This is a genomic window from Microvirga calopogonii, from assembly GCF_003347665.1.
Classification (GTDB): Bacteria; Pseudomonadota; Alphaproteobacteria; order Rhizobiales; family Beijerinckiaceae; genus Microvirga; species Microvirga calopogonii.
The window spans coordinates 40,270-61,665 of sequence record NZ_QDGA01000028.1 but is presented as its reverse complement, the minus strand read 5'-3'; the positions used below and the strand labels follow the sequence as shown (position 1 = coordinate 61,665).

26 protein-coding genes and 1 pseudogene are annotated in these 21,396 nt (G+C 59.4%); 11 read left to right on the top strand and 16 right to left on the bottom strand.

All coding sequences use genetic code 11. The features are described from left to right. The 3 genes and pseudogenes from ku to ligD form a co-directional block, all read left to right on the top strand. Positions 1-686 (top strand): non-homologous end joining protein Ku (gene ku, locus DDF70_RS19645; protein ID WP_114946538.1); only part of this gene is annotated, 686 nt, incomplete at its 5' end. Between the two features lie 32 nt (positions 687-718). Further along, on the top strand, positions 719-1,765 hold the full coding sequence (locus DDF70_RS39040; protein WP_342633934.1) for a DNA polymerase ligase N-terminal domain-containing protein: 1,047 nt from the start codon (positions 719-721) through the stop codon (positions 1,763-1,765). After that, a pseudogene (gene ligD / locus DDF70_RS39035) lies at positions 1,720-3,249 on the top strand (DNA ligase D); the annotation flags it as partial. The gene DDF70_RS39040 and the pseudogene ligD, both read left to right, overlap by 46 nt. A gap of 70 nt (positions 3,250-3,319) precedes the next feature. Here ligD and DDF70_RS19635 read toward each other — a convergent pair. Then, positions 3,320-4,228, bottom strand: a complete 909-nt coding sequence (locus tag DDF70_RS19635) for an RES family NAD+ phosphorylase (protein WP_114946537.1) — start codon at positions 4,226-4,228, stop codon at positions 3,320-3,322. A 120-nt stretch (positions 4,229-4,348) separates the two neighbouring features. On the opposite strand from DDF70_RS19635, the gene DDF70_RS19630 reads away from it, so the two are divergent. After that, entirely contained in the window at positions 4,349-5,308 is a 960-nt protein-coding gene (locus tag DDF70_RS19630; RefSeq protein ID WP_162820517.1) for a GAF domain-containing protein, read from the top strand. Positions 5,309-5,321: 13 nt separating this feature from the next. Here DDF70_RS19630 and DDF70_RS19625 read toward each other — a convergent pair whose 3' ends face one another. Then, positions 5,322-5,651, bottom strand: a complete 330-nt coding sequence (locus DDF70_RS19625; protein ID WP_114946535.1) for a hypothetical protein — start codon at positions 5,649-5,651, stop codon at positions 5,322-5,324. A gap of 591 nt (positions 5,652-6,242) precedes the next feature. Between DDF70_RS19625 and DDF70_RS19620 the strand changes: the two genes are divergently transcribed. From DDF70_RS19620 to DDF70_RS19610, 3 genes are all read left to right on the top strand, one after another. Beyond that, positions 6,243-6,428: a NepR family anti-sigma factor gene (locus tag DDF70_RS19620; RefSeq protein WP_114946534.1), complete on the top strand. Its 186-nt coding sequence runs from the start codon at positions 6,243-6,245 to the stop codon at positions 6,426-6,428. Between the two features lie 44 nt (positions 6,429-6,472). Next, positions 6,473-6,778 carry an integration host factor subunit alpha gene (locus DDF70_RS19615; protein WP_114946533.1) on the top strand — a complete coding sequence of 102 codons (306 nt, stop codon included), beginning with the start codon at positions 6,473-6,475 and terminating at the stop codon, positions 6,776-6,778. Between the two features lie 381 nt (positions 6,779-7,159). After that, positions 7,160-7,630 carry a sigma factor-like helix-turn-helix DNA-binding protein gene (locus tag DDF70_RS19610; RefSeq protein ID WP_114946532.1) on the top strand — a complete coding sequence of 157 codons (471 nt, stop codon included), beginning with the start codon at positions 7,160-7,162 and terminating at the stop codon, positions 7,628-7,630. Positions 7,631-7,646: 16 nt separating this feature from the next. Here the strand turns inward: DDF70_RS19610 and DDF70_RS19605 are convergent, their stop codons facing one another. The 7 genes from DDF70_RS19605 to DDF70_RS19575 all read right to left on the bottom strand — a co-directional run bounded on the left by DDF70_RS19605 (position 7,647) and on the right by DDF70_RS19575 (position 11,788). Further along, a complete protein-coding gene (locus DDF70_RS19605; RefSeq protein ID WP_162820516.1) occupies positions 7,647-8,438 on the bottom strand; it encodes a restriction endonuclease in 792 nt (263 codons plus the stop codon). A 123-nt stretch (positions 8,439-8,561) separates the two neighbouring features. Then, positions 8,562-8,789, bottom strand: coding sequence for a hypothetical protein (locus DDF70_RS19600; RefSeq protein WP_162820515.1), 228 nt, complete (start codon positions 8,787-8,789; stop codon positions 8,562-8,564). Positions 8,790-8,880: 91 nt separating this feature from the next. Next, positions 8,881-9,186 (bottom strand): hypothetical protein, encoded by a 306-nt coding sequence (locus DDF70_RS19595; protein WP_114946529.1) that lies wholly within the window; start codon positions 9,184-9,186, stop codon positions 8,881-8,883. 93 nt (positions 9,187-9,279) lie between these two features. Further along, positions 9,280-9,489 carry a cold-shock protein gene (locus DDF70_RS19590; RefSeq protein ID WP_114946528.1) on the bottom strand — a complete coding sequence of 70 codons (210 nt, stop codon included), beginning with the start codon at positions 9,487-9,489 and terminating at the stop codon, positions 9,280-9,282. 128 nt (positions 9,490-9,617) lie between these two features. Then, positions 9,618-10,937: a replication-associated recombination protein A gene (locus DDF70_RS19585; protein ID WP_114946527.1), complete on the bottom strand. Its 1,320-nt coding sequence runs from the start codon at positions 10,935-10,937 to the stop codon at positions 9,618-9,620. Positions 10,938-11,072: 135 nt separating this feature from the next. After that, positions 11,073-11,264, bottom strand: a complete 192-nt coding sequence (locus DDF70_RS19580; RefSeq protein ID WP_114946526.1) for a hypothetical protein — start codon at positions 11,262-11,264, stop codon at positions 11,073-11,075. A gap of 32 nt (positions 11,265-11,296) precedes the next feature. Beyond that, on the bottom strand, positions 11,297-11,788 hold the full coding sequence (locus tag DDF70_RS19575; RefSeq protein ID WP_114946525.1) for a hypothetical protein: 492 nt from the start codon (positions 11,786-11,788) through the stop codon (positions 11,297-11,299). 212 nt (positions 11,789-12,000) lie between these two features. Here DDF70_RS19575 and DDF70_RS38145 point away from each other — a divergent pair, with 212 nt between their 5' ends. Then, on the top strand, positions 12,001-12,270 hold the full coding sequence (locus tag DDF70_RS38145; protein ID WP_245435565.1) for a response regulator: 270 nt from the start codon (positions 12,001-12,003) through the stop codon (positions 12,268-12,270). Positions 12,271-12,444: 174 nt separating this feature from the next. On the opposite strand, the gene DDF70_RS19565 is transcribed toward DDF70_RS38145, so the two are convergent. The 3 genes from DDF70_RS19565 to DDF70_RS19555 form a co-directional block, all read right to left on the bottom strand. Beyond that, positions 12,445-12,708 (bottom strand): LuxR C-terminal-related transcriptional regulator, encoded by a 264-nt coding sequence (locus DDF70_RS19565; protein WP_114946524.1) that lies wholly within the window; start codon positions 12,706-12,708, stop codon positions 12,445-12,447. A gap of 224 nt (positions 12,709-12,932) precedes the next feature. Next, positions 12,933-14,351 carry a hypothetical protein gene (locus DDF70_RS19560; RefSeq protein ID WP_114946523.1) on the bottom strand — a complete coding sequence of 473 codons (1,419 nt, stop codon included), beginning with the start codon at positions 14,349-14,351 and terminating at the stop codon, positions 12,933-12,935. Positions 14,352-14,576: 225 nt separating this feature from the next. Continuing rightward, positions 14,577-15,395 carry a hypothetical protein gene (locus tag DDF70_RS19555; RefSeq protein WP_114946522.1) on the bottom strand — a complete coding sequence of 273 codons (819 nt, stop codon included), beginning with the start codon at positions 15,393-15,395 and terminating at the stop codon, positions 14,577-14,579. A 173-nt stretch (positions 15,396-15,568) separates the two neighbouring features. Here DDF70_RS19555 and DDF70_RS19550 point away from each other — a divergent pair, with 173 nt between their 5' ends. After that, positions 15,569-16,240 carry a hypothetical protein gene (locus DDF70_RS19550; protein WP_114946521.1) on the top strand — a complete coding sequence of 224 codons (672 nt, stop codon included), beginning with the start codon at positions 15,569-15,571 and terminating at the stop codon, positions 16,238-16,240. Between the two features lie 7 nt (positions 16,241-16,247). Here the strand turns inward: DDF70_RS19550 and DDF70_RS36700 are convergent, their stop codons facing one another. Beyond that, positions 16,248-16,676, bottom strand: a complete 429-nt coding sequence (locus DDF70_RS36700; RefSeq protein ID WP_162820514.1) for a hypothetical protein — start codon at positions 16,674-16,676, stop codon at positions 16,248-16,250. Between the two features lie 34 nt (positions 16,677-16,710). Between DDF70_RS36700 and DDF70_RS19540 the strand changes: the two genes are divergently transcribed. Continuing rightward, positions 16,711-17,662 (top strand): IS630 family transposase gene (locus tag DDF70_RS19540; RefSeq protein WP_245435564.1). Its coding sequence is split into 2 segments (ribosomal slippage): positions 16,711-17,046 and positions 17,048-17,662, totalling 951 coding nucleotides; the frame shifts between segments, so codons are not numbered across the junction. Here DDF70_RS19540 and DDF70_RS19535 read toward each other — a convergent pair. From DDF70_RS19535 to DDF70_RS19525, 3 genes are read right to left on the bottom strand one after another with little or no spacing between them, the layout of a single operon-like run. Then, positions 17,634-18,560: a hypothetical protein gene (locus tag DDF70_RS19535; protein ID WP_114946519.1), complete on the bottom strand. Its 927-nt coding sequence runs from the start codon at positions 18,558-18,560 to the stop codon at positions 17,634-17,636. The genes DDF70_RS19540 and DDF70_RS19535 overlap by 29 nt on opposite strands. Positions 18,561-18,595: 35 nt before the next feature. After that, positions 18,596-19,237 (bottom strand): hypothetical protein, encoded by a 642-nt coding sequence (locus DDF70_RS19530; protein WP_162820513.1) that lies wholly within the window; start codon positions 19,235-19,237, stop codon positions 18,596-18,598. 44 nt (positions 19,238-19,281) lie between these two features. Continuing rightward, positions 19,282-19,599, bottom strand: a complete 318-nt coding sequence (locus tag DDF70_RS19525) for a DUF5983 family protein (protein ID WP_114946517.1) — start codon at positions 19,597-19,599, stop codon at positions 19,282-19,284. 599 nt (positions 19,600-20,198) lie between these two features. Between DDF70_RS19525 and DDF70_RS36695 the strand changes: the two genes are divergently transcribed. Beyond that, the gene (locus DDF70_RS36695; RefSeq protein WP_162820512.1) at positions 20,199-21,338 is read left to right on the top strand and encodes a type 2 periplasmic-binding domain-containing protein; all 1,140 of its coding nucleotides are present in this window, start codon (positions 20,199-20,201) and stop codon (positions 21,336-21,338) included. The last annotated feature ends 58 nt before the right edge of the window (positions 21,339-21,396 follow it).

Below are 21,396 nucleotides of genomic sequence, written 5' to 3'. Positions count from 1 at the left end.
AGGTCGTCGAGAGTGAAGACCAGGTCAAAGGGTTCGCGGTCGGGAAGGGCAGCTACATCCAGGTCGAGGACGAAGAACTCGACGCTCTGAAGCTGGAAAGCACCCACACGATCGACATCGAGAGCTTTGTGCCACGCGAGGAGGTCGATGAGCGCTTCCTCGACACGGCCTACTACATCGCCCCGACCGACAAGGTGTCGAGCGAAGCCTTCTGCGTCATTCGGGATGCCATCCGCGACAAAGGCATGGCTGGCATTGCCCGTATTGTGCTGGCGCGGCGTGAACGCATGATCCTGCTGGAGCCTCTCGACGAAGGGCTTGTCGGCACGACGCTGCACGCGGCCGACGAGGTTCGCGACGAAGACAAGGTCTTCGATGAGATCAGCGAGGTGAAGTATCCCAAGGAGATGAAGGATCTCGCCGCGCACATCATCGACAGCAAGGCGGCCCATTTCGATCCGAAGCAATTTGATGACCGGTACGAGGAAGCGGTCGCCGAGCTGCTGAAGTCGAAGCAGGCCGGCAAGCCGCTGAAAGAGGAGCCGTCCGAGAAGCCCTCGAACGTCGTCAATCTGATGGACGCGCTCAAGCGCAGTGTCTCGGCCGAGAAGTCAGGGTCCGGAGGCAAGAAAGCTGCTCCGGCAAAGAAGCCTGCACCCAAGACGAAGGCGCGCAAGGCCGGCTAATCCCAATGAAGTGTGTTGCGTAGGAGAATGTCATGGTCGCGGCATCAGCCCGTCCGAAAGCCAGGAAGGCGCCGTCGCGAGGCCGAGCCGCTACGAAAAGAGCCTCCAGTTCTCTCGCCACATACCAGGCAAAGCGGGACTTCTCCATCACAAGCGAGCCTAGGGCCAAGAGAGCCAAGTCTCAGGGCGACCGCTTCGTGGTGCAGAAGCATGATGCGCGCCGCCTGCACTACGACCTGCGGCTGGAGCTCGATGGGGTTCTCAAGAGTTGGGCAGTAACGCGGGGGCCGAGCCTGGTTCCGGGCGAGAAGCGCCTGGCGGTCCACACCGAGGACCATCCCCTAAAGTACATTGATTTTGAGGGCGTCATTCCGGCCGGCCAGTATGGCGGCGGGACCATGATCGTCTGGGATCAGGGCCGCTGGATTCCGGAAGGCGACCCGCATGCCGATTATGCCCGTGGTCGTTTGACGTTCACTCTTGAGGGCGAGCGCCTCAGGGGCAAGTGGCACCTCGTGCGGACCCGCGGCAAGCCCGGCGAGCGGAATGAGCAGTGGCTGTTGCTCAAGTCCGATGATGAAGCCGCCCGCACCTCTGAGGATCCGGACATCCTCGAGGAGGAGACGACCTCGCTCAAATCAGGCCGGACCATAGAGGAGCTGGCAGCTCAAGGCGATATCCGGGTCGACCATGCGGCACGCGAGATGGTGGCAAGATCCAAGTCGGAGAGATCGCGACGACCCTCAAAGGTCAAAGGTGCGAAGAAGGGCATTCTGCCGCCCTTTGTCGAGCCGGCGTTGGCACAACTGGTTGAGAGTGCCCCAAGGGGTGGCAACTGGCTTCACGAGATCAAGCTCCTGACACGAAAGGGGCTCAATTGGAGAGCGAAGTTCAAACCAATCGCAAATGCGCTCAAAGAAATGAAAATTCCATCGGCGTTGCTCGACGGCGAAATCGTCGTGGAGGATGAGGCGGGGTCTCAAGTTTCTCGGCGCTCCAGCAGGAGCTCAAGGGTGGGAAGGGCGAGCGCTTCGTCTACTATGTCTTCGATCTGCTTTATCTCGACGGCGAAGACCTGAGGAAGGCGACACTGGCAGACCGGAAATCGGCCTTGCGGCTCCTGTTCGATGACCTGCCTCAGGGTGGCACCATCCGCTTCAGCGACCATCTTGAGGAGGATGGGGCAACTCTCGTCAGGCACGCCTGCCGGATGGGCTTGGAGGGGATCATCTCCAAGCGCGCCGATCAACCCTACAGATCAGGGCGCGGGGATGATTGGGTCAAGTCGAAGTGCACGCAGCGCCAGGAACTGGTGATCGCTGGTTACCTGCGGTCGACGGCGGCCAAAAAGGCTGTGGGCTCACTGGTAATGGGGGTCTATGAGGCTGGCAAGCTCATTCCTGTCGGTCGCGTGGGGACCGGCTTCACATCGGAGGTGGCGGGCGCGCTCTACAAGACCCTCACGTCGCTTGAGATGAAGGCCTCACCCTTTGCCACCAAGCTCCCTGCAGTTGCAAGTCGAGGAGTGAAGTGGGTCAAGCCGGAATACGTCGCCGAGGTCGAGTTCCGAGGGTGGACCCATGACGGCATGGTCCGGCAGGGCTCTTTCCAAGGGCTGCGCGAGGATAAGGATCCGCGGGAGATCGTGCGGGAGGCAGCCGTGCAATCACTTTCCGCCGCAGGGTCTGGCGTTGCGATCCTTGAGAGAGCCCATCTCACGCACCCCGACCGCGTACTGTGGGAGGGCGAGGGGATCACCAAGCTCGGGCTCGCTGAGTTCTATACGGAGATCGCCGATTGGATCCTGCCTCACATCGTAAACCGGCCACTGTCGCTTCTGCGCTGCCCAGGCGGATCGCAGAAGGAGTGCTTTTTCCAGAAACACGCCTGGGCGGGCCTTGATGATGAACGGATCCAGCGGGTCCGCGTCGGAGATGACGAAGCGGTTGCGATCCAAGATCTGTCCGGGCTTCTCGCCTTGGTGCAAGCCGGCGTTCTTGAGATTCATCCCTGGGGCTCAACGCTGAAGAACCCGGAGAAGCCCGATCGGCTTGTCTTCGACTTGGATCCGGGGGAGGGCGTCAGATGGGACGCGGTCGTTCAGGGGGCGATCGACGTGCGTGATTACCTCCAGGACCTCGATCTTGTGAGCTTCGTCAAGACATCGGGCGGCAAGGGTCTGCATGTTGTGGTTCCCCTCCGCCCAAAAGCCTCTTGGGATGAGGCGAAAGCGTCCGCGGCTAGTGTCGCAGCAGCGATGACGAAGGCAAGCCCCCTCCTGTACACGAACACGATGGCGAAGCGAGCCAGGACGGGCCGGATCTTCATCGACTACCTGCGCAACGGGCGGGGGGCGACGGCCGTGGCGGCCTACTCCACGCGGGCGCGGGCCGGTGCACCGGTGTCAACGCCCCTGACGTGGGAGGAACTGTCGACGATCCGCAGCGGCAACCAGTATCGGATTGGCAATCTGGCGGCGCGCTTGTCTCATCTGCAGAATGATCCTTGGGCCGAGTTTGGAGATATCGACCAAGTGATCCCGAAATCTCGGAGACGTTCTTAGGCGGTACGGGGTCTGATCAGCACAGGTGTGACGTTACCCTTTAGGTCACGACCGATAGGCTAGTGGCTGCCTAGTCCGGTAATTTGCTCCCCGACAGTCTGATGCGGTCCAAAGCCCTGAGATCCAAAAGCCGAAGAGGAGCAATCACCTCAAACCGACCTACAAGAACCTTGCTCCCGACTGGAGGGCGCACCTCGGCAATGGCTGCTGCGGGGTCGCTCGCACCATAGAAGACCGCGATACCGCGCGCGTTCATTCGACCGTCTCTCGCCTTTTGCGAGGGCGGCGTCCCAAGCCGCTGTTCTGGATAAACGAGGGCATCCTGAAGATCGCTGTCAGCTTCAAAGGAGCGCGCCCGATAGAATGCGGAGTGCTGAGTTCCAGGGCCGGCGTCGATAACGACATGGCGCCCGTCTCGGGTTTGCAGATGCGAGATGTCCTTGAAGATCACCTCCAGGGTCGCCGCGGCATCCCGGCTGAAGAACCGGGTCTCTGTCTTCAGCTTCTCCTCGAATAGGAACCACTGTGCCTGCCATTCCCTCGGATTAGGGCCTTTCTCGGCGTAGCAGGCGCCGGCGTCGAATTCGGTTTCATCACCGATTTTCATGCTTTCCCAATCAGCATAGCGGTCAGCAAGCACCTCTTGGATGTCTCGAGCCGGCTGCTCACCGATAAGCGCCGCACCGCAGATCGCATAGACAGTGGGGAAGCCTTCCCGCTCCCACTCATAGTTTAGCTCCTTGTCCTTCAGCATCATCAATTCGAGGTCCGAGGGGTGCTCTGATGTCCGCTCGTAGTGCTGCTCGAAAGCCGTCTCGATCCGATCGGCCATCTCGGCGATTGTAAAAGTTTGCCCAGGCTGGCCACAATAATCGCATTGACCATGGGTGCCCTGATTGGCGATCAGGTCCTCTAGATAAGTTTCGCCGACACAATCAAAGCAAATTCGCTTTGTCTTCAACTGGCCGATGTCGGACATAGGTATTTCTCGGGCTGGGACTTCAGGAGGTAAGATCTGGCCCGCTCCATGTGGTTTGGCCGCGTGCTCGTGTCCAGCCGAATCGTGACAGAGCCGCCCATAGGACGAGTTGCCGCAGGATTGTTCGGTCACATCATCGTTATCGAGGGTTCCAAAACGGCATTCCGTATGGCAGGCGACGATGTTCCGGACCTGATGGTCTCCTTTCTCCTACCAAGCGAGGGACACCGAGGACGAATGCACTTTTCGCTGTCGCCCAACGAATCCGAGCGCCTCGCCGCTCTTCATAAGCTCGAGATCCTTGATACGCCTTCGTCACCGGCTATCGACCGAATCTGTCGAATTGCACAGCGGTTATTCGACGTCCCCATGGTTCATGTGACGCTAGCCGACACTCATCGGTACTTCTTCAAGGCGAGGTTCGGTGGAAGTGAGGCAACTGAAATTCCTCGAGACTACGCGTTCTGCAACTACACGATCTTGCACGATGAGGTCTTCGTGGTGCCGGATGCGTTGGCGGACCAGACCTTCAGCAAAAACCCCCATGTGATGGGCCATCCGTTCCTCAGATTCTACGCTGGCGTTCCATTGACGATCCGGCCGGGTATCCGGCTGGGCGCCTTCTGCATTTCCGATGTGAGGCCTCACGAGTTCAGCCAGTATCAGACGACATTGCTTCGTGGTCTCGGCCGCTTGGTGGTTGACGAGATCTGGCTGCACCATCTGGAGGTCTCGGGCCAAGTCGAGACCCAGTTCCATGCCTCTGGGTCGATGGATCAATCCCTCGACTTCGAGACATGGATTCTGCCAACAAGCGCTCAGATCCGGGCAGCCCGTGGGCTGCTGAATTGGTCAATCCGTGAACTGGCTGAGGCAGCCAGCATCTCTCCGGCGTCCGTGAAGCGGATGGAGATTTCTGGAGAGCTGTCAGTCCGGCGGACCAGCGTGGATGCTGTTGTGCGAGCCTTTGAGCAGCACGGCGTTCAGTTTACCCGTGAGCCTGATGGTACCGTCGGAGTGGCCCGGAGGTCGCAGCTAGGGGACGTCCGCATCCCTGAAGAAACGGACTACCCGTTCTAAGAAATCCTGCCGGTCAGCTGGGGAGGTGATGGGATACGTGGGCCCGTGGTTCCGACATGGCCTCCCAGGCGAGTTCGGCCAGCACTCCATAGCGTTCCTGATGGGCGGCAGAAGCCCAGATCACCTCGAGGTGGCCTCTGATGTCACGCAGCGCGATGACCGAGCCGTCCCAGCGAACCGTGGCTGAGGCAGCTGAACTGGCGTCATAGCCTGTTTCCTCGCGCCAGATCATTCGGGCGATGGCGCACATCACCCCGAAGGCCTCGTGGAGCCGGGAGACGCGGTCCGGCTCTGTCTCCTCGTTGAGGGCCGACATGGCGGGGTAGTGATAGAGGCTGCTCATCAGGGGTGTGACCGACTTTCATGCCAAGATAGGACTTTATGGCATGTCGACGGTCTGAGGTGGTTGCGGCCAAAGGCCTCTAATCAGCCGCAATGAACAGAAAAGCCTCCCCACCCGCCGTTGCCGTGGAGGTGAGGAGGCTTCCTTGAAGTGAGGGGTGTGAGCCTCGCCCGAGTAACGGGGCGAACGAACCTGGCGGATGGTTTCACCGGACCCATGCGGGTCTGAGGTCGGACCCACGACGAAAGGGTTATTGCCAGCGGCCGAGCCAATTGGGTGTTGTTGCGGTGGATCAAAGCAAGCCAGTGGGCCGCTGGGCAAATTGGGCCCAATGAAAAGACAGGGAGCAGCAATGACGGGACGTAGTGACAGGCCTTTGCCAGCGTGGTGGCCGTGGTTCCTGGCGAGCATGGCGAGTGTCAGCTTCGCTCTTGCTACGCTTCTGAGGTAAGGCCCAAAGACCTCCATCTGCGCCTTCGTTGGCTTGATCCACCGGATACGGCCACGCTGAAACTGTCCGGGCAGGCGTGAGTTGCCCCTTCACATAGGTTAATCAGGGGCAATGCAGGGCACAGCCTTGAGAACGACGCCATGCAGCAGAATAACACTCGGGATTGGTCGCGTGACCTCCCCGGCAGCTTGAACTTTTCCCAGGAGCAGGTGGTCTTCTTCATCGGGCACTCCCTGAAGAGCCTGTACGATGATGTCATTGCCGCCGACATGCCAGAGCACCTGAAAGCTCTTGTGCTCAAGCTTGAGGAGAAATATCCCCCGTAGGGCATGCCCTGATGAGGGCACCCTTCACACGGTGGGATGAACTGATGACCAGCAGGAACGTGACCCGAGCGGATCTGGCCCAAGCCGTGGTCGAGGCTGTTGGTTTGACCCGCCACGAAGCGGTAGCGCTCTCTGAGCAAGTGCTGGCCGAGATCTGCGATGCGCTGGAACGCGGTGAGAATGTCAAACTCTCCGGGTTTGGGAATTTCACAGTTCGGAACAAAGCCGAGAGAACCGGACGCAATCCAAAGACCGGGGTTGAGGTCCCAATCGAGCCACGTCGCGTCGTGACCTTCACGCCATCCCATAAGCTGAAGGATCGTGTGAACGGCGATCCGGTGGGCGCATGATCTAAGGCGCCGTGAACCCACCCCTGACATAAGGACCCGCTCTCAGACGCTATTTGGCTTTTGCAGGAGCACACAACGCCATCGGTGGTTGTGGCGTGAGCTTCGTGTGTCGGCAAATACGGGGTTTATACCGACTATAGGTTGAGCAAGCCAGCCCGCCCATCGTGGGGAAACGGCGAAGATGGAACAAATCAACAACCAATTGGAATAGCCGAGCTTGAAAAACTCGAATCATGGACTCATTCTATTTCGGGTCAGCTTAAATCGGCTGACCTGTCCAAAAGCCGTGCGGGGCTGGCAGGACGCCCATCACCTCTTCGTCGTTCAAAAGTTTGTCTGAACCGGTGAGTGCATCGGGGCAGGAGTTCAGGAGTCTCTCTTTTGGCTACGCTGAAGCAATTCGAAGAAGCCCTGCGCGCCCAAGGCATGAACATGGCCCTGGCTATCCTGGAGAAGATGCGCAAGGAGGAGAAGAAGACCCGGTCTGTCGCTCCAGCACGGCGGGTGTCTGGCCGCAAGATGACGCCGGAGCTCGCCCGCAAGATTCTCGAACTTCATAGCACCACGGATATGACCCAGCAGGAAATCGCCTTCCAGCTTGGGATCAACCAAGGTCGCGTGAACGAGGTGATCAAGCGCGGAAAGTGGCTGACCGAGGATCCGCTATCCGAGGAAGCCCAGGCGCGAGACAAGGCGAAAGCTCGGATGAAGCGGATGCAGTCGGAAGATACGCCGATCCCGCGCAAGCAGCCAGTGGCCGCAAGTGTCGAAGAAGCGCCGAGAAAGCCGAGAGCGAAGCCTGCTAGTCCTGCGCAGTTGTCGATCGACGACTTTCTCAAGGTCTCCGACTAATAAATGGAATCTTGTATCAGCGGGAGCCTGCCCCGCTGGTGACAATCAGCTCAAGCCGTGGCAGATCGGTGTGGTGCATCAGCAGCACGCCGTTCTTGTGCGCGAGCTGGTGAGCCGACTTGGTGAAGACCGAGTTGGTGACCACGACGGCGTAGGGAGCATCCTGAAAGGCTGCGGCGGCATAGGCTTCCTGAACCGCCTTGTTGCCGACCGTGCCGTTGTAGAACTTGCACTGGATCACAACCCGCCGGTCTTCCTTCTCGGCAATGATGTCAGCGCCCTGGTCGCCTGATCCGGGCGTCAGCGCAGCGCGCCATCCACCCTCCTGTAGCACCTCCCGGCAGTAGAGCTCAAATTCCCTGCCGGTCATCGTGTCTTCGAATTCGACTGTTGGCTCGGCTGGCTGGTGTCGATCGATGATCCGGTTAATGCGTGTCCGCAGGCGGGCGATGGACCGCTTCGAATCCTTGGCCAGGAGGTGCTCAACTTTCTTGCGCTGGAATTCCGGCACGAGCGTCTTCTTGATGAAGCTGTTGAGATGCTTATCCCACGCCTCCTCAGAGACATTCCCATATTCGTCAGGTGAGAGCATATGGGCGCGTTTGGTTGCCAACGTCCTGACATGTCTCAGGGCCGTCCGGTCCGTCAGGTCATAGATGAGCAGGACAGAATGGACCTTGGTCAGGCGCAGGAACAGTAGCAGGGCCAGCGCGATCCAGGCGGTGACCGGCTGCAGATACCAGCTGATTCCGAGGAGGAAGAGCAGAACGGCGCTGAACGCCTTGTGTCTCCAGAGGTAGCGAAACATTCCCATATCCGGCAGTCGGCGGAGGGTTCGCGTGTGACTGCAAGGGTTTGGATAGCCGACTGGGGTTACCAGCCGCTTCGCAAAGACTTCGGCCGGCTGAAACTCACAGGAATATTTCGGCTGCTACTGCCTGGTGAACCGGGTTCGGTCGAGGATTTGACCGGCGAACTCCCGCAACTCTTCGGCAGAGCTGGTCTCATCCCGCTGAATGACGAAGAGCCCGGTATGGAGGAGGATCATCAACTCCCGAGCTCGCTGAGCCTCACCGTCGGCGGCCGGCATCACTTCAGCCATCTTCGCTCTCATGATCGCGGCATCACGATCCAGGATCTCCATAAGGCGAGAGGTCACTGCAGCTCCTTCCAAGCGGGTCGTACAGGGGTGCTGATCTTTGACCACTCACCCCTGCTGATTGGTAGCGCGGCGGAGCCAGAAGGTCCAATCACTCAGGCTTGATGCCGAGGGCAACGCAGTAGCCGTAGTACGCATGTTCGCCGGCCTTATGGTAGATTTCCACAATGTCCATTTTCTTGCGCCGGTCGAGCGCAAAGCGGGATCCGGTCCGTTGCAGGCGCAGGTACGCCTTCGGGCAGGCATCGAGTTTGACGGTCTCACGCAGGCGAGGAAACTCCTCAGTCGACATATCTGGCGAGTAGCCATCACGCCCCATGAACATCACGAAGACCTTCCGATGCTCGTTGATGAAGCGCTCGTCGCTGAGGAAGTCAGGGGGACATGTCTCTGTCATGGGATTCTCCAGTGTGGCACGCACAACAAAAAAGCCGCCCCGGGATGGAGCGGCTCGTTGTGAAGGCGGGTCGATCCGCCAATGTGAGAGGTCTTAGACCTCCTGCAGGTTGGCCGCAGACTCTTTGCCCGACCGGCGGTCCTGCTCGATCTCGTAGGAGATCTTCTGGCCGTCCTTTAGACCGCGGAGGCCTGCGCGCTCCACTGCTGAAATATGAACGAACACGTCCTTGCCGCCATTGTCCGGCTGAATGAAGCCGTAACCTTTGGTTTCGTTAAACCACTTTACCGTGCCAGTCGCCATTCTCGTCTCTAGTCCCTAGTAGTTCCCCTCCGGCGGAGCGTCCTGCTCCGCCCTACGGTGACCGATCGATCACGCGAAGGAGGCTAGTTGGGCAGTGGAACCGTGGCAACAAAGAGGCAAAAACGATATTAACCTTTCTTCGGATGCCGCGATTGCTCCCGGCCAGTCACTTCCGCCCAGAACTGGTCGGCGCGGCCCTCAAAGGTATTCGGACCCCGGCTGTCGCTTTGATAGAACTGGCCGGATGTGATGCCCGGGGCATATTCCTGCTCCACCCAGCCTCTCGCATCGTCATGCGGAAAGATGTACCCGCCATAGCCATGCAAGGATTTGGCGCTGGCATAGTGGGTGTCGCGCAGATGCAGCGGAACTGGGATCGGCGGAGCTGACTGAACGTAGGCCATAGCCTGTCCAATCCCGCGGCAGACCGAATTGGATTTCGGAGCCCGGCAGATATGCAGAGCTGCATGTGCGAGGACGATCTGGGCCTCTGGATAGCCGATATGCTGCACGGCCTGCAGCGCAGCGACAGCCGTCTGTAAGGCCGTGTTGTCGGCGAGGCCGACATCCTCAGAGGCATGGATCATGATCCGCCTGGCGATAAATCTCGGGTCTTCGCCAGCATGAATCAACTTGGCCAACCAGTAGAGCGTCGCGTCGGGGTCAGAGCCTCGCATTGACTTGATGAAGGCGCTGATCGAGTCATAGTGCTGATCGGCGTTCCGATCATACAGAACCGGCGATGCCTGAAACAGGTCTGCGACCATCTCGCCAGTTATGGTAAGCGTTGAGCCGGCGGTGGCGTGGGCCGTGAGCCGATCCATCGCCGTGAGCGCGCGCCTGGCATCTCCGCCCGCATGAGCTGTGAGTTGGGCGAGAGCTGCTTCATCAACTTTGACTGAAACTCCCTTGGCGTCGAAGTGGGCCACGGCGCGAACGACAACGTTCTTCATGTCGTCGACGGTCAGCGGCTCAAGCCGGAAGACAGTCATGCGTGACACAAGGGCAGGGGTGAGAACGAAACTCGGGTTGCCCGTCGTCGCGCCAATCAGGTCAAAGACGCCGTCCTCGACAAGGCCGAGAAGATAGTCGCTTTGGCTGCTGCTGAAGCGATGCACCTCATCGGCAAAGACCAAGAGGTCGCGAACCTGCGCTTCCCTGCCGAGTTCCTTGATGTCAGAGACGTTGTTGTGTGCGGGGTGGAGTTCCCGAAACTCCTTCCCGATCTCCTGGCCGATGGACCTCGCAATCGTCGTCTTGCCGGTTCCCGGAGGACCCCAGAACAGCAATGCCCCCACACGCCCGGAGGACACGATATTCCGGAGCACCGTGCCGGGGGCAAGGAGATGGCGCTGCCCAACGATGTCGTCGAGGCGGGTTGGCCGTATCTGAGCGGCGAGGGGCTTAGGGCGGTTGCGCGCCGTGGCCGTCTGGAAGAGATCGCTCATGTGAGAACCTAAGGGATGTCCTTGCCCGGCTTTCGGGCGCTATGGGAGAGCCTGAGATATGGTGATTTGATGCCGCGAATTCATCGTCGAACCAAGGCTCTGCGACACTCTTCCATCAGGTCTCCCCAGCATTGTTCACGAGTGCCGGTAGCCGTCGGTTTCGATGCCGATGAACATCCCGTGCCAGGTTCCGCCGAAGATGCTGTCGAATGAGAGGAGCCGGAACCTCTTCCGGAAAGCTCGGTAATTCGGACTGCCATCCGGAGAGCGTTGAAAGAGCTGGTGCATGGACTTGATTTGGGCCCGGGTCGGGCGAGCGCGGTTCATGATTTCCCTCTTCTAAGTGGATTGAGGATGGATTATTCGGTGAGGATATGGGCCGCGGACAGGACGGCTTTGGCCTGATCCGTGAAGAGGAAGTCGATCTTCTGCTCTTCTGTCATGAGGCCCCAGGCGGCGCGGAACAGGTCCTGAAGATCGCCAACCTCATGGTCACCTTCCGAATTCTCGCCGTGAACGAAGGCGGCGTGGGTATAGGTGTCGGCGTCCTTCACGTCGGCGAGTGTGAGCGGGCGTTTGGTGTCGTCGCGTTCCGTGAGGACCGGCTCGAAGAACTTCCTGGCCGGGAGCCCATCGCCCTCGTCGAACACGTTGACGATCTTGCCCTCGATGGCGAGGGTGAATGCGATCCCCTGAGATCCCTCGAGGCGCTCAATGCGATCAATGATCGCCACGGCGCCGATCGGGAGCGTGAGTTCATTGTCATCGGCGTCCAAGCCGCTGGTTTCGACCAGCATTTGAACCACGTCGTCTTTCTTGAACCCAAAGGCCTCATGCAATTCGTGGGTCATTTCAGGCGTCCTCGATTGATGTTTCTGGGGTTTTCCGGATTGGGAGTGCACCAGGCAAAAGGGCCGTCATCTCTCGATGACAGCCCTTCTGGTTGGTTCGAATTGGCTCGATAACCCTTTGCTTACCATACCGGCCGCTTGTCGGTCCGGGAGCCGAACTGCTGGGCAGGCGCGTCGTTAACCACGCGGACTAGCTCAGTGAGGTTGCGCACATGACACCGATCCTGTCCCCTTGGAGCCGGCCAGCCCCGGCTAAAGCTCGCCTTCCAAAGAATCTGTGCCAGCGCGTGCTCGTGGTCGAAGATGAGTTGATCATCGGCGAGATTGCGGCTGAAGCCCTGACAGAGGCCGGCTTCGAGGTGTTTACCGCCGCGAGCGCCGAGGAAGCCGAGGTGATTTTGGCCGAAGTTTCCGTGGACGTCCTCTTTACGGACATCAATCTCGGCGGTCGGGACGGATTGACCTGGCGGCATCAGCTTTGACGCTCCAACCGCTTCTGTCGGTTGTCTTTACGTCCGGCCGCCCCCGCGCCTGTCACGGGATGTGCGCGTCTGCGGGTGTCCCGTTTCTGCCAAAGCCTTATCGGCTGCCGGAGATGATCGAGTTGATCAAGCGGGCGGTGAAGCGCGATCCTCCTCAGTGAGGCGGACTCTGCTTCAATCAGGCGTCGGTCCGTGAGACACCAGCGAAGGCTTGGACTTGGCCCTGACTTTGAGAAGCAAGGCTTTGATGTGCTGCTTGACCTCGGGTTCATTGACCGCGAGCCGGTCTGCAATGGCACTCGTCGGGACGCCTGCAGCTAATAGTCGGAGAACAAGAGCTTCCTGCTCCGACAGCACAGGCCGCTGCCGCCTTGTATTCTCGTTGGCAGCGGGATCGACATTCAGTTGAACCCGCCTTTCCGTTTTCTTCGCCGCCATGAGCCCCCCGGGCGCCGGACTATGATCCCAGCCTTGTACGTGATTATAGGGGAACAGACTTTGCCGAGGAGTTCAAAAACTTTGCACTCTGTCGCAGCCCCCGTCTCATAGGGGGTATTCTTTAGTAGGGAAAGAACAAGCGATGGTCCCAGTTCGTCACCGCCCTCTATGAGAAAAGAGCAATGATCCCGTCGGCGCGGCGGTTCGCCAATTTCAAGTTGAGCCTAAGTACGCTCAACTAGGAAGAATGCCGCAAAAGCGCCCTCGCTCTTACGCGTGATGATGGGCGTCGCGAAATGCGCTTTGAGACCGAAGAAGTCGGATGGGGGGGACCCCGCATACTCGCGCAGCTGCTTCGCGGTCAGAACGATTTCGGACGTCCCGACGGTATCGGGATCCAGCCCAAGGCCCTCCATGATCCCTTTCACTGCGTCCGACTTTCCCACCAAAAAGGACAACCATACGGCAATGGCGATGTAGGGGCCGACGACTGGCACAGTCGCCGCAGCCGCGCTGGCAAGCTCCTCAGAGCCCTTGTCATAGGCGCCCTCGACGATGGTCTTGATTTGCTCGGGATTGCCCTCGTCGTGTTCAATGACAGTGGTCTGGATCAACATGAGCCTGGATCGGCCGGAGTAGAGCTCGACATCCGCTCCCCGTGTCTCGCCCTTGTCGACTCCCCCGTACACCCCGGTATGGGCCGTCAGCCACGCGGGCTCATTGGCCGGTAATACGCCGAAGAAAAACTGCGGTTCCTCGGACGAAGAGATTTCGGTCGACTCGCCGTAGCAGTGAAATCCGACACACCTGACCCTTAGAGGCAGGAGGGCCGCTCCCATGGCGTCCCATAACGCCTGGTTCAATTCGACTGGACCTTCGCCACGTGGCGGTCTTGCGGCGACCTCAATCTCCACCCCGAAAAGCACGGCTGACTGGGCAAGGCCCTCGACTTTGATGACGATGTTTGTAGGACCGAGCGGGAAGCTCGGTGCTGGAATGAGTACCTCCAGGTTTGCCGCTGCGCGTCCCTCATCCGGCGGTACCACCCGCAGCGGTATGCGCCCCTGAGCTGGAGTGTCCGGCGTAAGACGCAACTCGGTGCCTGCCGCTCCGGGAAGGGCAATGCGCAGCGGCAGGACATCCCACGTATCCTGATGCAGGTAGGCTGGGCTCTCTAGCGTCTCGATCCGCAGCGTGCCGGTGACCAGACGCACTTGGATAGATGCGGGTGCATCCAGACCCTCCACCTTCAGAGTGGCGGTGAAGACGCCTGCGATGTGCCCCGCTCCGACGCGAGCCCGCACCCGTCCGGTGACCCTCTGCTCAGGGCTAACCTGGAAGGGCTGGCCAAGGCCCGGTGTGGCGAGGATTTCGTCATGGACTTCAACGCCGCCACCCCCGAACGGAGGCTCATCGCCATCGCCCGGGATGAAAGGGCCACCCGTTCCAGGATCGGGATCGACGCCCGGACCCTCGACTGAGACTGAGACCAGGAACTCTTCGATTTCGATGAGGCTGGAACCTGTCAACGAGACTGTAAGGGTGCGGCTGACATTCCCGAACTCGATTGAAAAATCCTGGGAGTCCTCAGCGCCAGGCACCGCATACAGCCTGATCTCTTCAGGAAGGATTCGTCCGGGCATATTGCAACTCCCCGGCTCCTCATGAGCCGACGCACCACCCAGCGTGGCAAGACTAGGTCCGTGTGGCACCCGAAGACTCAGGCGGAAATGTTCTTGGCCGCCGCAGCGAAGGGTTGAATAGTTCTTCCTGCCCGGCAGGTACAGCTGGGCTCAATACTGCAAGTATCAACTTTGGAAGTGTAACATTCCCTCGTCTTACCAGCAACATGACCCTGATCCCTTGTTCTAGCTGGCCGGTGTCCACTGGCCGCCCATCGGCAGGTTCACGGTGAGCTTCTCGTGGGCGTAGAACAGGGTCTTCGACTCCTGATCGACCCAACCGTCCTCGTTGGACCAGAACTCATCGGCATCGTTGACAATCGCCCAGGTGGTTTTGTCCTGCAGTGCCTCTTGGTGAACGGTGATCCGCTGGAACTCGACGGGCGCATTGTCCTTCAGCCAGTTCAGGATCGACTGGTGATAGGCACTGCCTCCCTGAGCCTGGCTGAAGACATGGGTCCAGGCCTCGGCATCGCCGGCGAATACGCCCATGCTGTCGTCGCGCTCGAGCCGGGCTGTTTCGGTCTCCTCGTTGCATTCCGAAATGCGCCATCCTTCCTTCTCGGCTTGGCGCAGATCGGGCAGAGCGTTCCAGTCCGGACGGGAAGCCGTCGCGGGAATAGGGCCTGTGACGGGCTTTGAGGGGGCTGAGGCCACCTCGATGCCTTCGCTCAAGCAGAGTTCCTCCCAGTCGCCGTAGGGCTCGATACGATCATCCTGACCCTCTACCTGCAAAACGAAGGCCTCCTCGTGATCGTCTTGGGCCGAGAGCAGTGACCATCCCGCAGCCCGGGCCGCAGCCTCATAGGGACTTTCGTCAGTCTGCCCCTCAGTGAAGAGGGTCCAGTCTTCCTTGAGCGCCTCCTGCCCGGCGCCATAGGTATAGACGCTTACGCCCTCGTCCTGACGCTTGATGAGGATCGTAAGCCCGTCGGCTTGGACCGTGATCTGGTCGCCGGTCTTGGGAAGGGAGGCTTCGAGGCTGAGTACGGTGTCTGTCGACATGGGTGACCTGTTGTTCGAGCAGCTTGCGGAAGGGGTTCGAAAAAGAAGGGAGCGCCGGTTTCGGCATCGTCACGGGCCTGCCGTGTGACGGCGCACCGGATGTTATGCAGGGCAGGGAAGTACGACCCGTCCTCTGGCCATCTGCGGCCGTTCGGAGCGATGAGGGCGAAGCCATGGCCCTTGGCGTCGACTTCGACGTCGAAGCCGTCGGGCATCATGTCCTTAGTGCGCTCCTTCAGACGTTCAGGCTTGCCGTGATCGGAACAGGTGCCATCGCTCCATTGACCGTTCCCTTCGATGATGAGGGCCGCATTGTAGGGATCGGTCTTGAGTTTCTTCAGCGCGAGAAGCGCACCGGTGGCCGGCTGCGGGCCGTCTTCGCCTGGCTCGGGGAGTCGGTAGGTGGTCGCCGGGATCGGCAGCTTACCCTTGTGCTGCTTCCTGCGCTCCGTAAGGAGCGCCATGAAGGTTTCCTCGGACGATCCCTTTCGGCTGGAGCAACCCGACATGAATCCAGTCTCGCTGATGAAAGGCTTGCCCGGATCGATCGCGTAGAAGCACATCCAGCGATCCGGCGTGCAGATCGCCCGGATGCCATCAATCTCGAGGATGCAAGGGGTCTTATCCTCGACAGCCTCTGGGCGGTCAGCCCACGGCTTTGTCTCGGGATCTCCGGAAGGCGCTTTGACTGGGTTTCTGTAGGCGAACACTGCGTCCTTGACGGCTTCTTTTACCGCCTCAGGCATCGTAGGCTGCGGCGCAAACAAGGCGTCGAAGTCGAACGCCATCTGGCTGGCGCCGAGAGTGTTTCGGGGCATAAGCTGATCCGTGTCGATGAATGGTGAGGAAGGGCTACGCGGCAGTAACGGCGAAGCGGACGGGCCCGTCTGGAATGACCTTGCCGCCCCTATGCTGAGCGGCGATCTGCGTGGCCTGAAGCCTACACTTCAGACCTTTCAGGACCAGGTGCGTTCCATCGGGGAGGCGGTCTCCTGGCTTGGTCTTTCTCCACGTGGGATGCTCACCGGCAGCCAATTGAGCCTCGGCGGAGCGCCGGTAGAGCGTCTCGACGATGGCGCGGAAGCGGTTCTTGTCGATGCCTTTCCCGTAAACAGCGGATCGGCAGATATTGGCGTCAGCGGTGAGAAACTCGGGGACGTGACCGACCTCTGCGAGAATCTGGAGCTTCGGATCTAAGGTTTTTGACGATGCGGCACCTAGAGCAACGGCAGTTCTGACCGAGTCGCTGGGGCTATGCGACGTGGCGGCTTCGTGATTCACTCATCTCGACCCTCTTCCTGGGAGGAGATGAGCGATGACCAAGTCCTACTCGCTGGACCTGCGCCGCCGGGTGGCGCGCTTTGTCGAGGCGGGCCATTCCTGCCATGAGGCCGCCCGCCACTTCGAGGTCTCGGTCGCCTTTGTGGTGCGGCTGATGGCGACGTACCGGGCCACCGGCAGCCTGGCCGCCAAACCCGAGGGCGGCTGGCGCTATTCCAAGCTCGACCCGCATCGCGACTTCCTCATCCGGCGCGTGACCGAGGCGAACGACATCACCATGCCCCAACTCGCGGCCGAACTGCTGGCCCTCGGCACCAAGGTCACGCCCGCGTCGATCTCGCACTGGTTTATCCGCCAGGGCTACAGTTTTAAAAAAAACGCTGCGGGCCAGCGAACAAGATCGCTCCGACGTGCGTCAGGCGCGCGAGCACTGGCACGCCAAGCGCCAGCCGCGCATGCGCCAGGAGCCGCATCGGCTCGTCTTTCTCGATGAGACCGGCACCTCGACCAAGATGACGCGCCTGCGCGGCCGCTGCCTGAAAGGGCAGCGCCTGTATGCCAAGGCGCCGTTCGGCCACTGGCTGACCCAAACCTTTGTGGTGGGGCTGCGCTACTGTGGTCTGACGGCGCCTTGGGTGATTGACGGGCCGATGACCCGGCAGATCTTCGAGACCTATGTCGAGACCCAGCTTGCTCCGACCTGGTCCAAAGGCGACGTGGTGATCCTCGACAACCTGGCGGCGCACAAGAGTGAGAAGGCGGCGGAGTGCCTGAAGCAACGCGGCGCCTGGTTCCTGTTCCTGCCCCCGTACAGTCCGGACATGAACCCAATTGAGCAACTGTTCGCCAAGCTCAAGGCGCTCCTGCGCAAAGCCGAAGCCCGTACCTTTGACGCGCTCTGGCGCGCCATCGGGGAGATCTGCGATGGGGTCGAGCCTGAGGAATGCCGCAACTACTTCACTGCTGCAGGTTATGGATTCGTCTGAACCGCCGGTGCTCTAGGAAGTGGATGCGCTTCGGGAGGACCTCCTGAATGAAGGCCCGCAGCTGGTCGGGCGTGATCGCTCTCTCGTTCGAGGGCAATCCAATGACAAAGGTATCCCGCCCTAAAATCTCCATGACACGGGTGAAGGCCTGGGCAAGGGTCAGGTCCCCCACCTGAATGGGGATGATCGGGATCGACTGATCCTGTTCGATTTCCTCAAGGATCCACGAGCGGTAGCGCTCCACCAGGGCGATACTGGCCGTTTGATCGCCAACCACATCCGGCATGACGAAGAGAGGGCGCGGGTAGTCCGGATTATCGGGCGTGGCCGCCCCCACGATGCCGGAGTCGCCATTGAGGAAGTAGGCGATCGTCGCCTTTATGCTCTCATAGCGGTGCCAGACGCGGGAGAAATCAACCGTCTGGCAATTGGCCAAGAGCCTCTCCGTCGCATCGGAGAACAGATCGCACGTGATCCGCTTTGGTCGTGCCGAGGCTTTGAGGCTGCGCTTAAATTCGCTGAAGGCTCCGGAATCGACAAATATCTGGGTCTCTCGCAGAATAACCGCTTCGGCGATCGCCTCGACGGCGTTGCTGGACAACTCACCTGCTTCAACGCCGATGCCACGGCTCCTCAGATTGTTCCAGACATAGGTTCCCGCTTCCAGGTCCCCAATTCGACTCATGCCGGACGCGAAGATCACCAGCTTTTGCTTCAGAACCTGCAGGAGGGCCGTCGGATCTCCAGCCGTGTTGTCGTTGACCGCGTCCGAGCGGGGCAGGGGATCCGCTCCAATGATGCGGGGCTGGATCGACAGCGGCGGAGTTGCAACGGGATCGGCAATGAAAACGTCGAAGTCGAACTCTGATTGGAGGAGAGCGGTAGAACTGCGGGGCATCGGACAGCCTGGCAAAGGAGATGAGGGGAGGCTCCTTACCAGGAGCCTCGGGTGACCACGCGGCGGGCGACATCGATCCATTCGTCGTCGCCGTACCCGTGATAGCCACCGATGACCTGGGCGCCGGCGGGCGCAGTGGCGTCCCTTTCAAGCATGACGATCTTGTCGCCGTAGCGGTTGAGAAGACGTTCATCGTAGAACACGGACGTCTCGCCCTGGGTCACACTCATGCGATGGCGCTCGATCCGGACCTTGGACGGATCGAAATCCGGAAGTGGGCGCTTGGTGTCCTGGACGACCTCGGCCCACGCTTCGGTTGCGGTAAACCTGCCAATGATCGTGCCCGCCTCATCCTTGATCGTATGGCGCCCATCCGCACTGGTGAGGGCATCGCGCTTATGGGAGAGGTCGCGAGCCTTAAGGGCCTCGTCGAGAGTCGGTTCTCCGGTCAACTCAACCATCAGATCATGGCCGTCCTGCCTCACCCGGAACTTGAAGCCTTCGTGTTGAAACTCAGCCCACGGCTTCTCAACCGTCAAATCCTGAGCGGCGAACATCGTCTGAGCAGCTTTCGCCCGTATGGTTTCGCGCCCTTGTGGGCCGAGGCGATCGTGGAGCTTCGCCCGCAACGTAAGGAATGGGTTATCGGACCGGCCCGTGATGTGTTCTCGAAACATGTCTATCCTCGTTGACTGGACTGCTTTGGTCGATCGGGATGGGGTCAATGCTCAAACACCGGAAGAACATCCGGGTCCGGGTCGGCCTCGTTGTCGTAGAGGACATAGTCGGCGCCGAGCTCACGGGCCTTCTTCATCGCTTCGACAATTTCGGGCGGGCACTTCGGATAAGCCTTGAGGTCAGCTTCGTGTGGGGCGTAGACGAGCCAGCCGTGCTGGGTGACGCCGCCCGAGAACGGAAGCTCGTCGTTTTCGAGCGTGTTCAGATGGTTGATCGTCTCCGGCCGGAGATGCGCGGTGGACAGATCCAAGAAGGCACGCAGCGGGTACTCCACCGCTGGCTTGAATACAGCGTCGGTCATAAAGGTTTCCTGGGGTTTTCAATTGTCGCTCTCAGCCACTCATGGCTTCGGGAGATGCAGACTCTCGCTGAGGGATGCTCGACAGAACAAAGAGGGCGAAGAGTATCTCTTGTCCCCACGCTCATAAACTACGTCAATCAGATCGGAACTATGTACCTGAATGGGTTGGTAGTTCCCGCTGATCGTGAATGGCAGGGTCCAAAAGCTACCGGAGTTTTTGCTCATCGCGGACGTCAGTCGATCGCGCGATTCCGGTAATATAACCGCCAGGACAGGATTTCCGCGAAACCGATTAATTCCGTGATAGAATGTTTTGCAACGCCGAGATTGCGGGAGTTATGCGCTGGTGACTACGGCGAAGTTTAGAGTGGTCAAGACAATCCTTATACTGATTGACTGAACAATCAGTTCTGCTGCATCAGGATGCTCGGAGAAATAGAAACGCGTTTTGTCTCAATGGTTTGAATCGGCCTCTGAGTAGAATTCGCTCAAGCTCCGTCCTATCGGGCTTGAGGCTTACCTTAGGTGTTTTGAATCTCCAGTCGCGTTAGCCTGTGTCGTCCTTAGTGCTTCATTGGCCGCATCCCGGAGTGAGAACCATGGCAAAGCTACATCATTGCGCCATCGGCGTCCTGCTTTCCCTTATGTCCTTCCCCGGTTCTGTCTTAGCGGACGAATGCGGTGACATACTGCGCGCCAACTTGATCGAACGATTCGAGAAGAAGACGGATCGTTCATACGCGAATGCAGAGAGGTACTGGGCATGCAATGCTTCGTTACAAGAAGCGCGCTCCTACTTAGCGAAACAAGAATCCCAAACCGATAGCGGGGGCGGGTCGGTCAACTACGGCCTCTTTGGCGCAAGCGGTGAGGGTAGTAGTGTGACGGCAAGCAGTCTTACCCAATCTCAACTCTCGGTCTGGCAACAAAAAAACTGCTCCGACGTAAGCTCAGATAGGAGCGAAAAGGCATTCGAGTTTTATGCCCAGTCCACAGTCGCTTCCGGGGTTGTATCTGCTTGGAAGGCGTGCATTCTTCGGAAAGAAAATTTAAGCTGCTGGGCGAGCCCTTATGGCAAAGCCATACTGTTCACCATGAACTGGAGAAGCATGGACGCTGAGCTTCCGACAGTTAGGTCGTCATCCGTAAGTTCAGAAGGGGCAAGCTCAGAACTTATAGAGAAGGGTCAACAGGTCTTACTGAACCAGTCACAGTACAAGATCGACCGCAATGAGGGGCGCGACTACTTGATCGAAATCAGCCTGACGCATCGAGGTCGCTACTCTTATTCTTGCTTTGCGTTTATCCCTGCGCTGAAAGACATCAAACCAGTAGCACCAATCGAGTCAGTTCGAATCCAGCCGCGTTACGAACCGGACCCGAACGCAGCGCAGTTCTATCCTGCTCGTACCATTACATTTGTAGTGGCTGAGGCGCCTGGTGGAAAACTTGATTCCATGATGCGCCCAACTGTCCGTGCGCTTCAGCTTAGGGGCATTTCAGCCACTGTCCAAAACGTAGTGGGAGCCAATGGCGCAAATGCCGTGAAAGTGGTGTCTGAGTCCCCACCCGATGGATATACGGTTCTAGCGCATGCAGGAACGGCATCAACAGCAGGCCTTAAGGCCGTCTCAAGTTCTATCTACGTCCCCGTTCAGGTTCCCGACGAAATAGTCAGAAAGCTCAAGCCAGCGCTCGACCGAGCTTTTACAGCAGTTGCAATAGGGCAAGTTCGATAAACATTGACGGAGATACGGCGAGGATTATCTTTCGACGCCTCGCCTCTTAACTACGTTG

What these genes read in the sequence shown, in the direction of transcription:
- DDF70_RS19615 (WP_114946533.1), top strand. Translation starts at nt 6,473, where the DNA reads ATGACCAGCAGGAACGTGACCCGAGCGGATCTGGCCCAAGCCGTGGTC.
- DDF70_RS19585 (WP_114946527.1), bottom strand. Translation starts at nt 10,937, where the DNA reads ATGAGCGATCTCTTCCAGACGGCCACGGCGCGCAACCGCCCTAAGCCC.
- DDF70_RS19620 (WP_114946534.1), top strand. Translation starts at nt 6,243, where the DNA reads ATGCAGCAGAATAACACTCGGGATTGGTCGCGTGACCTCCCCGGCAGC.
- DDF70_RS19525 (WP_114946517.1), bottom strand. Translation starts at nt 19,599, where the DNA reads ATGACCGACGCTGTATTCAAGCCAGCGGTGGAGTACCCGCTGCGTGCC.
- DDF70_RS36695 (WP_162820512.1), top strand. Translation starts at nt 20,199, where the DNA reads ATGGCAAAGCTACATCATTGCGCCATCGGCGTCCTGCTTTCCCTTATG.
- DDF70_RS19635 (WP_114946537.1), bottom strand. Translation starts at nt 4,228, where the DNA reads ATGTCCGACATCGGCCAGTTGAAGACAAAGCGAATTTGCTTTGATTGT.
- DDF70_RS19535 (WP_114946519.1), bottom strand. Translation starts at nt 18,560, where the DNA reads ATGCCCCGCAGTTCTACCGCTCTCCTCCAATCAGAGTTCGACTTCGAC.
- DDF70_RS39040 (WP_342633934.1), top strand. Translation starts at nt 719, where the DNA reads ATGGTCGCGGCATCAGCCCGTCCGAAAGCCAGGAAGGCGCCGTCGCGA.
- DDF70_RS19530 (WP_162820513.1), bottom strand. Translation starts at nt 19,237, where the DNA reads ATGTTTCGAGAACACATCACGGGCCGGTCCGATAACCCATTCCTTACG.
- DDF70_RS19550 (WP_114946521.1), top strand. Translation starts at nt 15,569, where the DNA reads ATGGCCCTTGGCGTCGACTTCGACGTCGAAGCCGTCGGGCATCATGTC.
- DDF70_RS19560 (WP_114946523.1), bottom strand. Translation starts at nt 14,351, where the DNA reads ATGCCCGGACGAATCCTTCCTGAAGAGATCAGGCTGTATGCGGTGCCT.
- DDF70_RS19565 (WP_114946524.1), bottom strand. Translation starts at nt 12,708, where the DNA reads ATGGCGGCGAAGAAAACGGAAAGGCGGGTTCAACTGAATGTCGATCCC.
- DDF70_RS38145 (WP_245435565.1), top strand. Translation starts at nt 12,001, where the DNA reads ATGACACCGATCCTGTCCCCTTGGAGCCGGCCAGCCCCGGCTAAAGCT.
- DDF70_RS19580 (WP_114946526.1), bottom strand. Translation starts at nt 11,264, where the DNA reads ATGAACCGCGCTCGCCCGACCCGGGCCCAAATCAAGTCCATGCACCAG.
- DDF70_RS19595 (WP_114946529.1), bottom strand. Translation starts at nt 9,186, where the DNA reads ATGACAGAGACATGTCCCCCTGACTTCCTCAGCGACGAGCGCTTCATC.
- DDF70_RS19625 (WP_114946535.1), bottom strand. Translation starts at nt 5,651, where the DNA reads ATGAGCAGCCTCTATCACTACCCCGCCATGTCGGCCCTCAACGAGGAG.
- DDF70_RS19605 (WP_162820516.1), bottom strand. Translation starts at nt 8,438, where the DNA reads ATGTTTCGCTACCTCTGGAGACACAAGGCGTTCAGCGCCGTTCTGCTC.
- DDF70_RS19575 (WP_114946525.1), bottom strand. Translation starts at nt 11,788, where the DNA reads ATGACCCACGAATTGCATGAGGCCTTTGGGTTCAAGAAAGACGACGTG.
- DDF70_RS19590 (WP_114946528.1), bottom strand. Translation starts at nt 9,489, where the DNA reads ATGGCGACTGGCACGGTAAAGTGGTTTAACGAAACCAAAGGTTACGGC.
- DDF70_RS19555 (WP_114946522.1), bottom strand. Translation starts at nt 15,395, where the DNA reads ATGTCGACAGACACCGTACTCAGCCTCGAAGCCTCCCTTCCCAAGACC.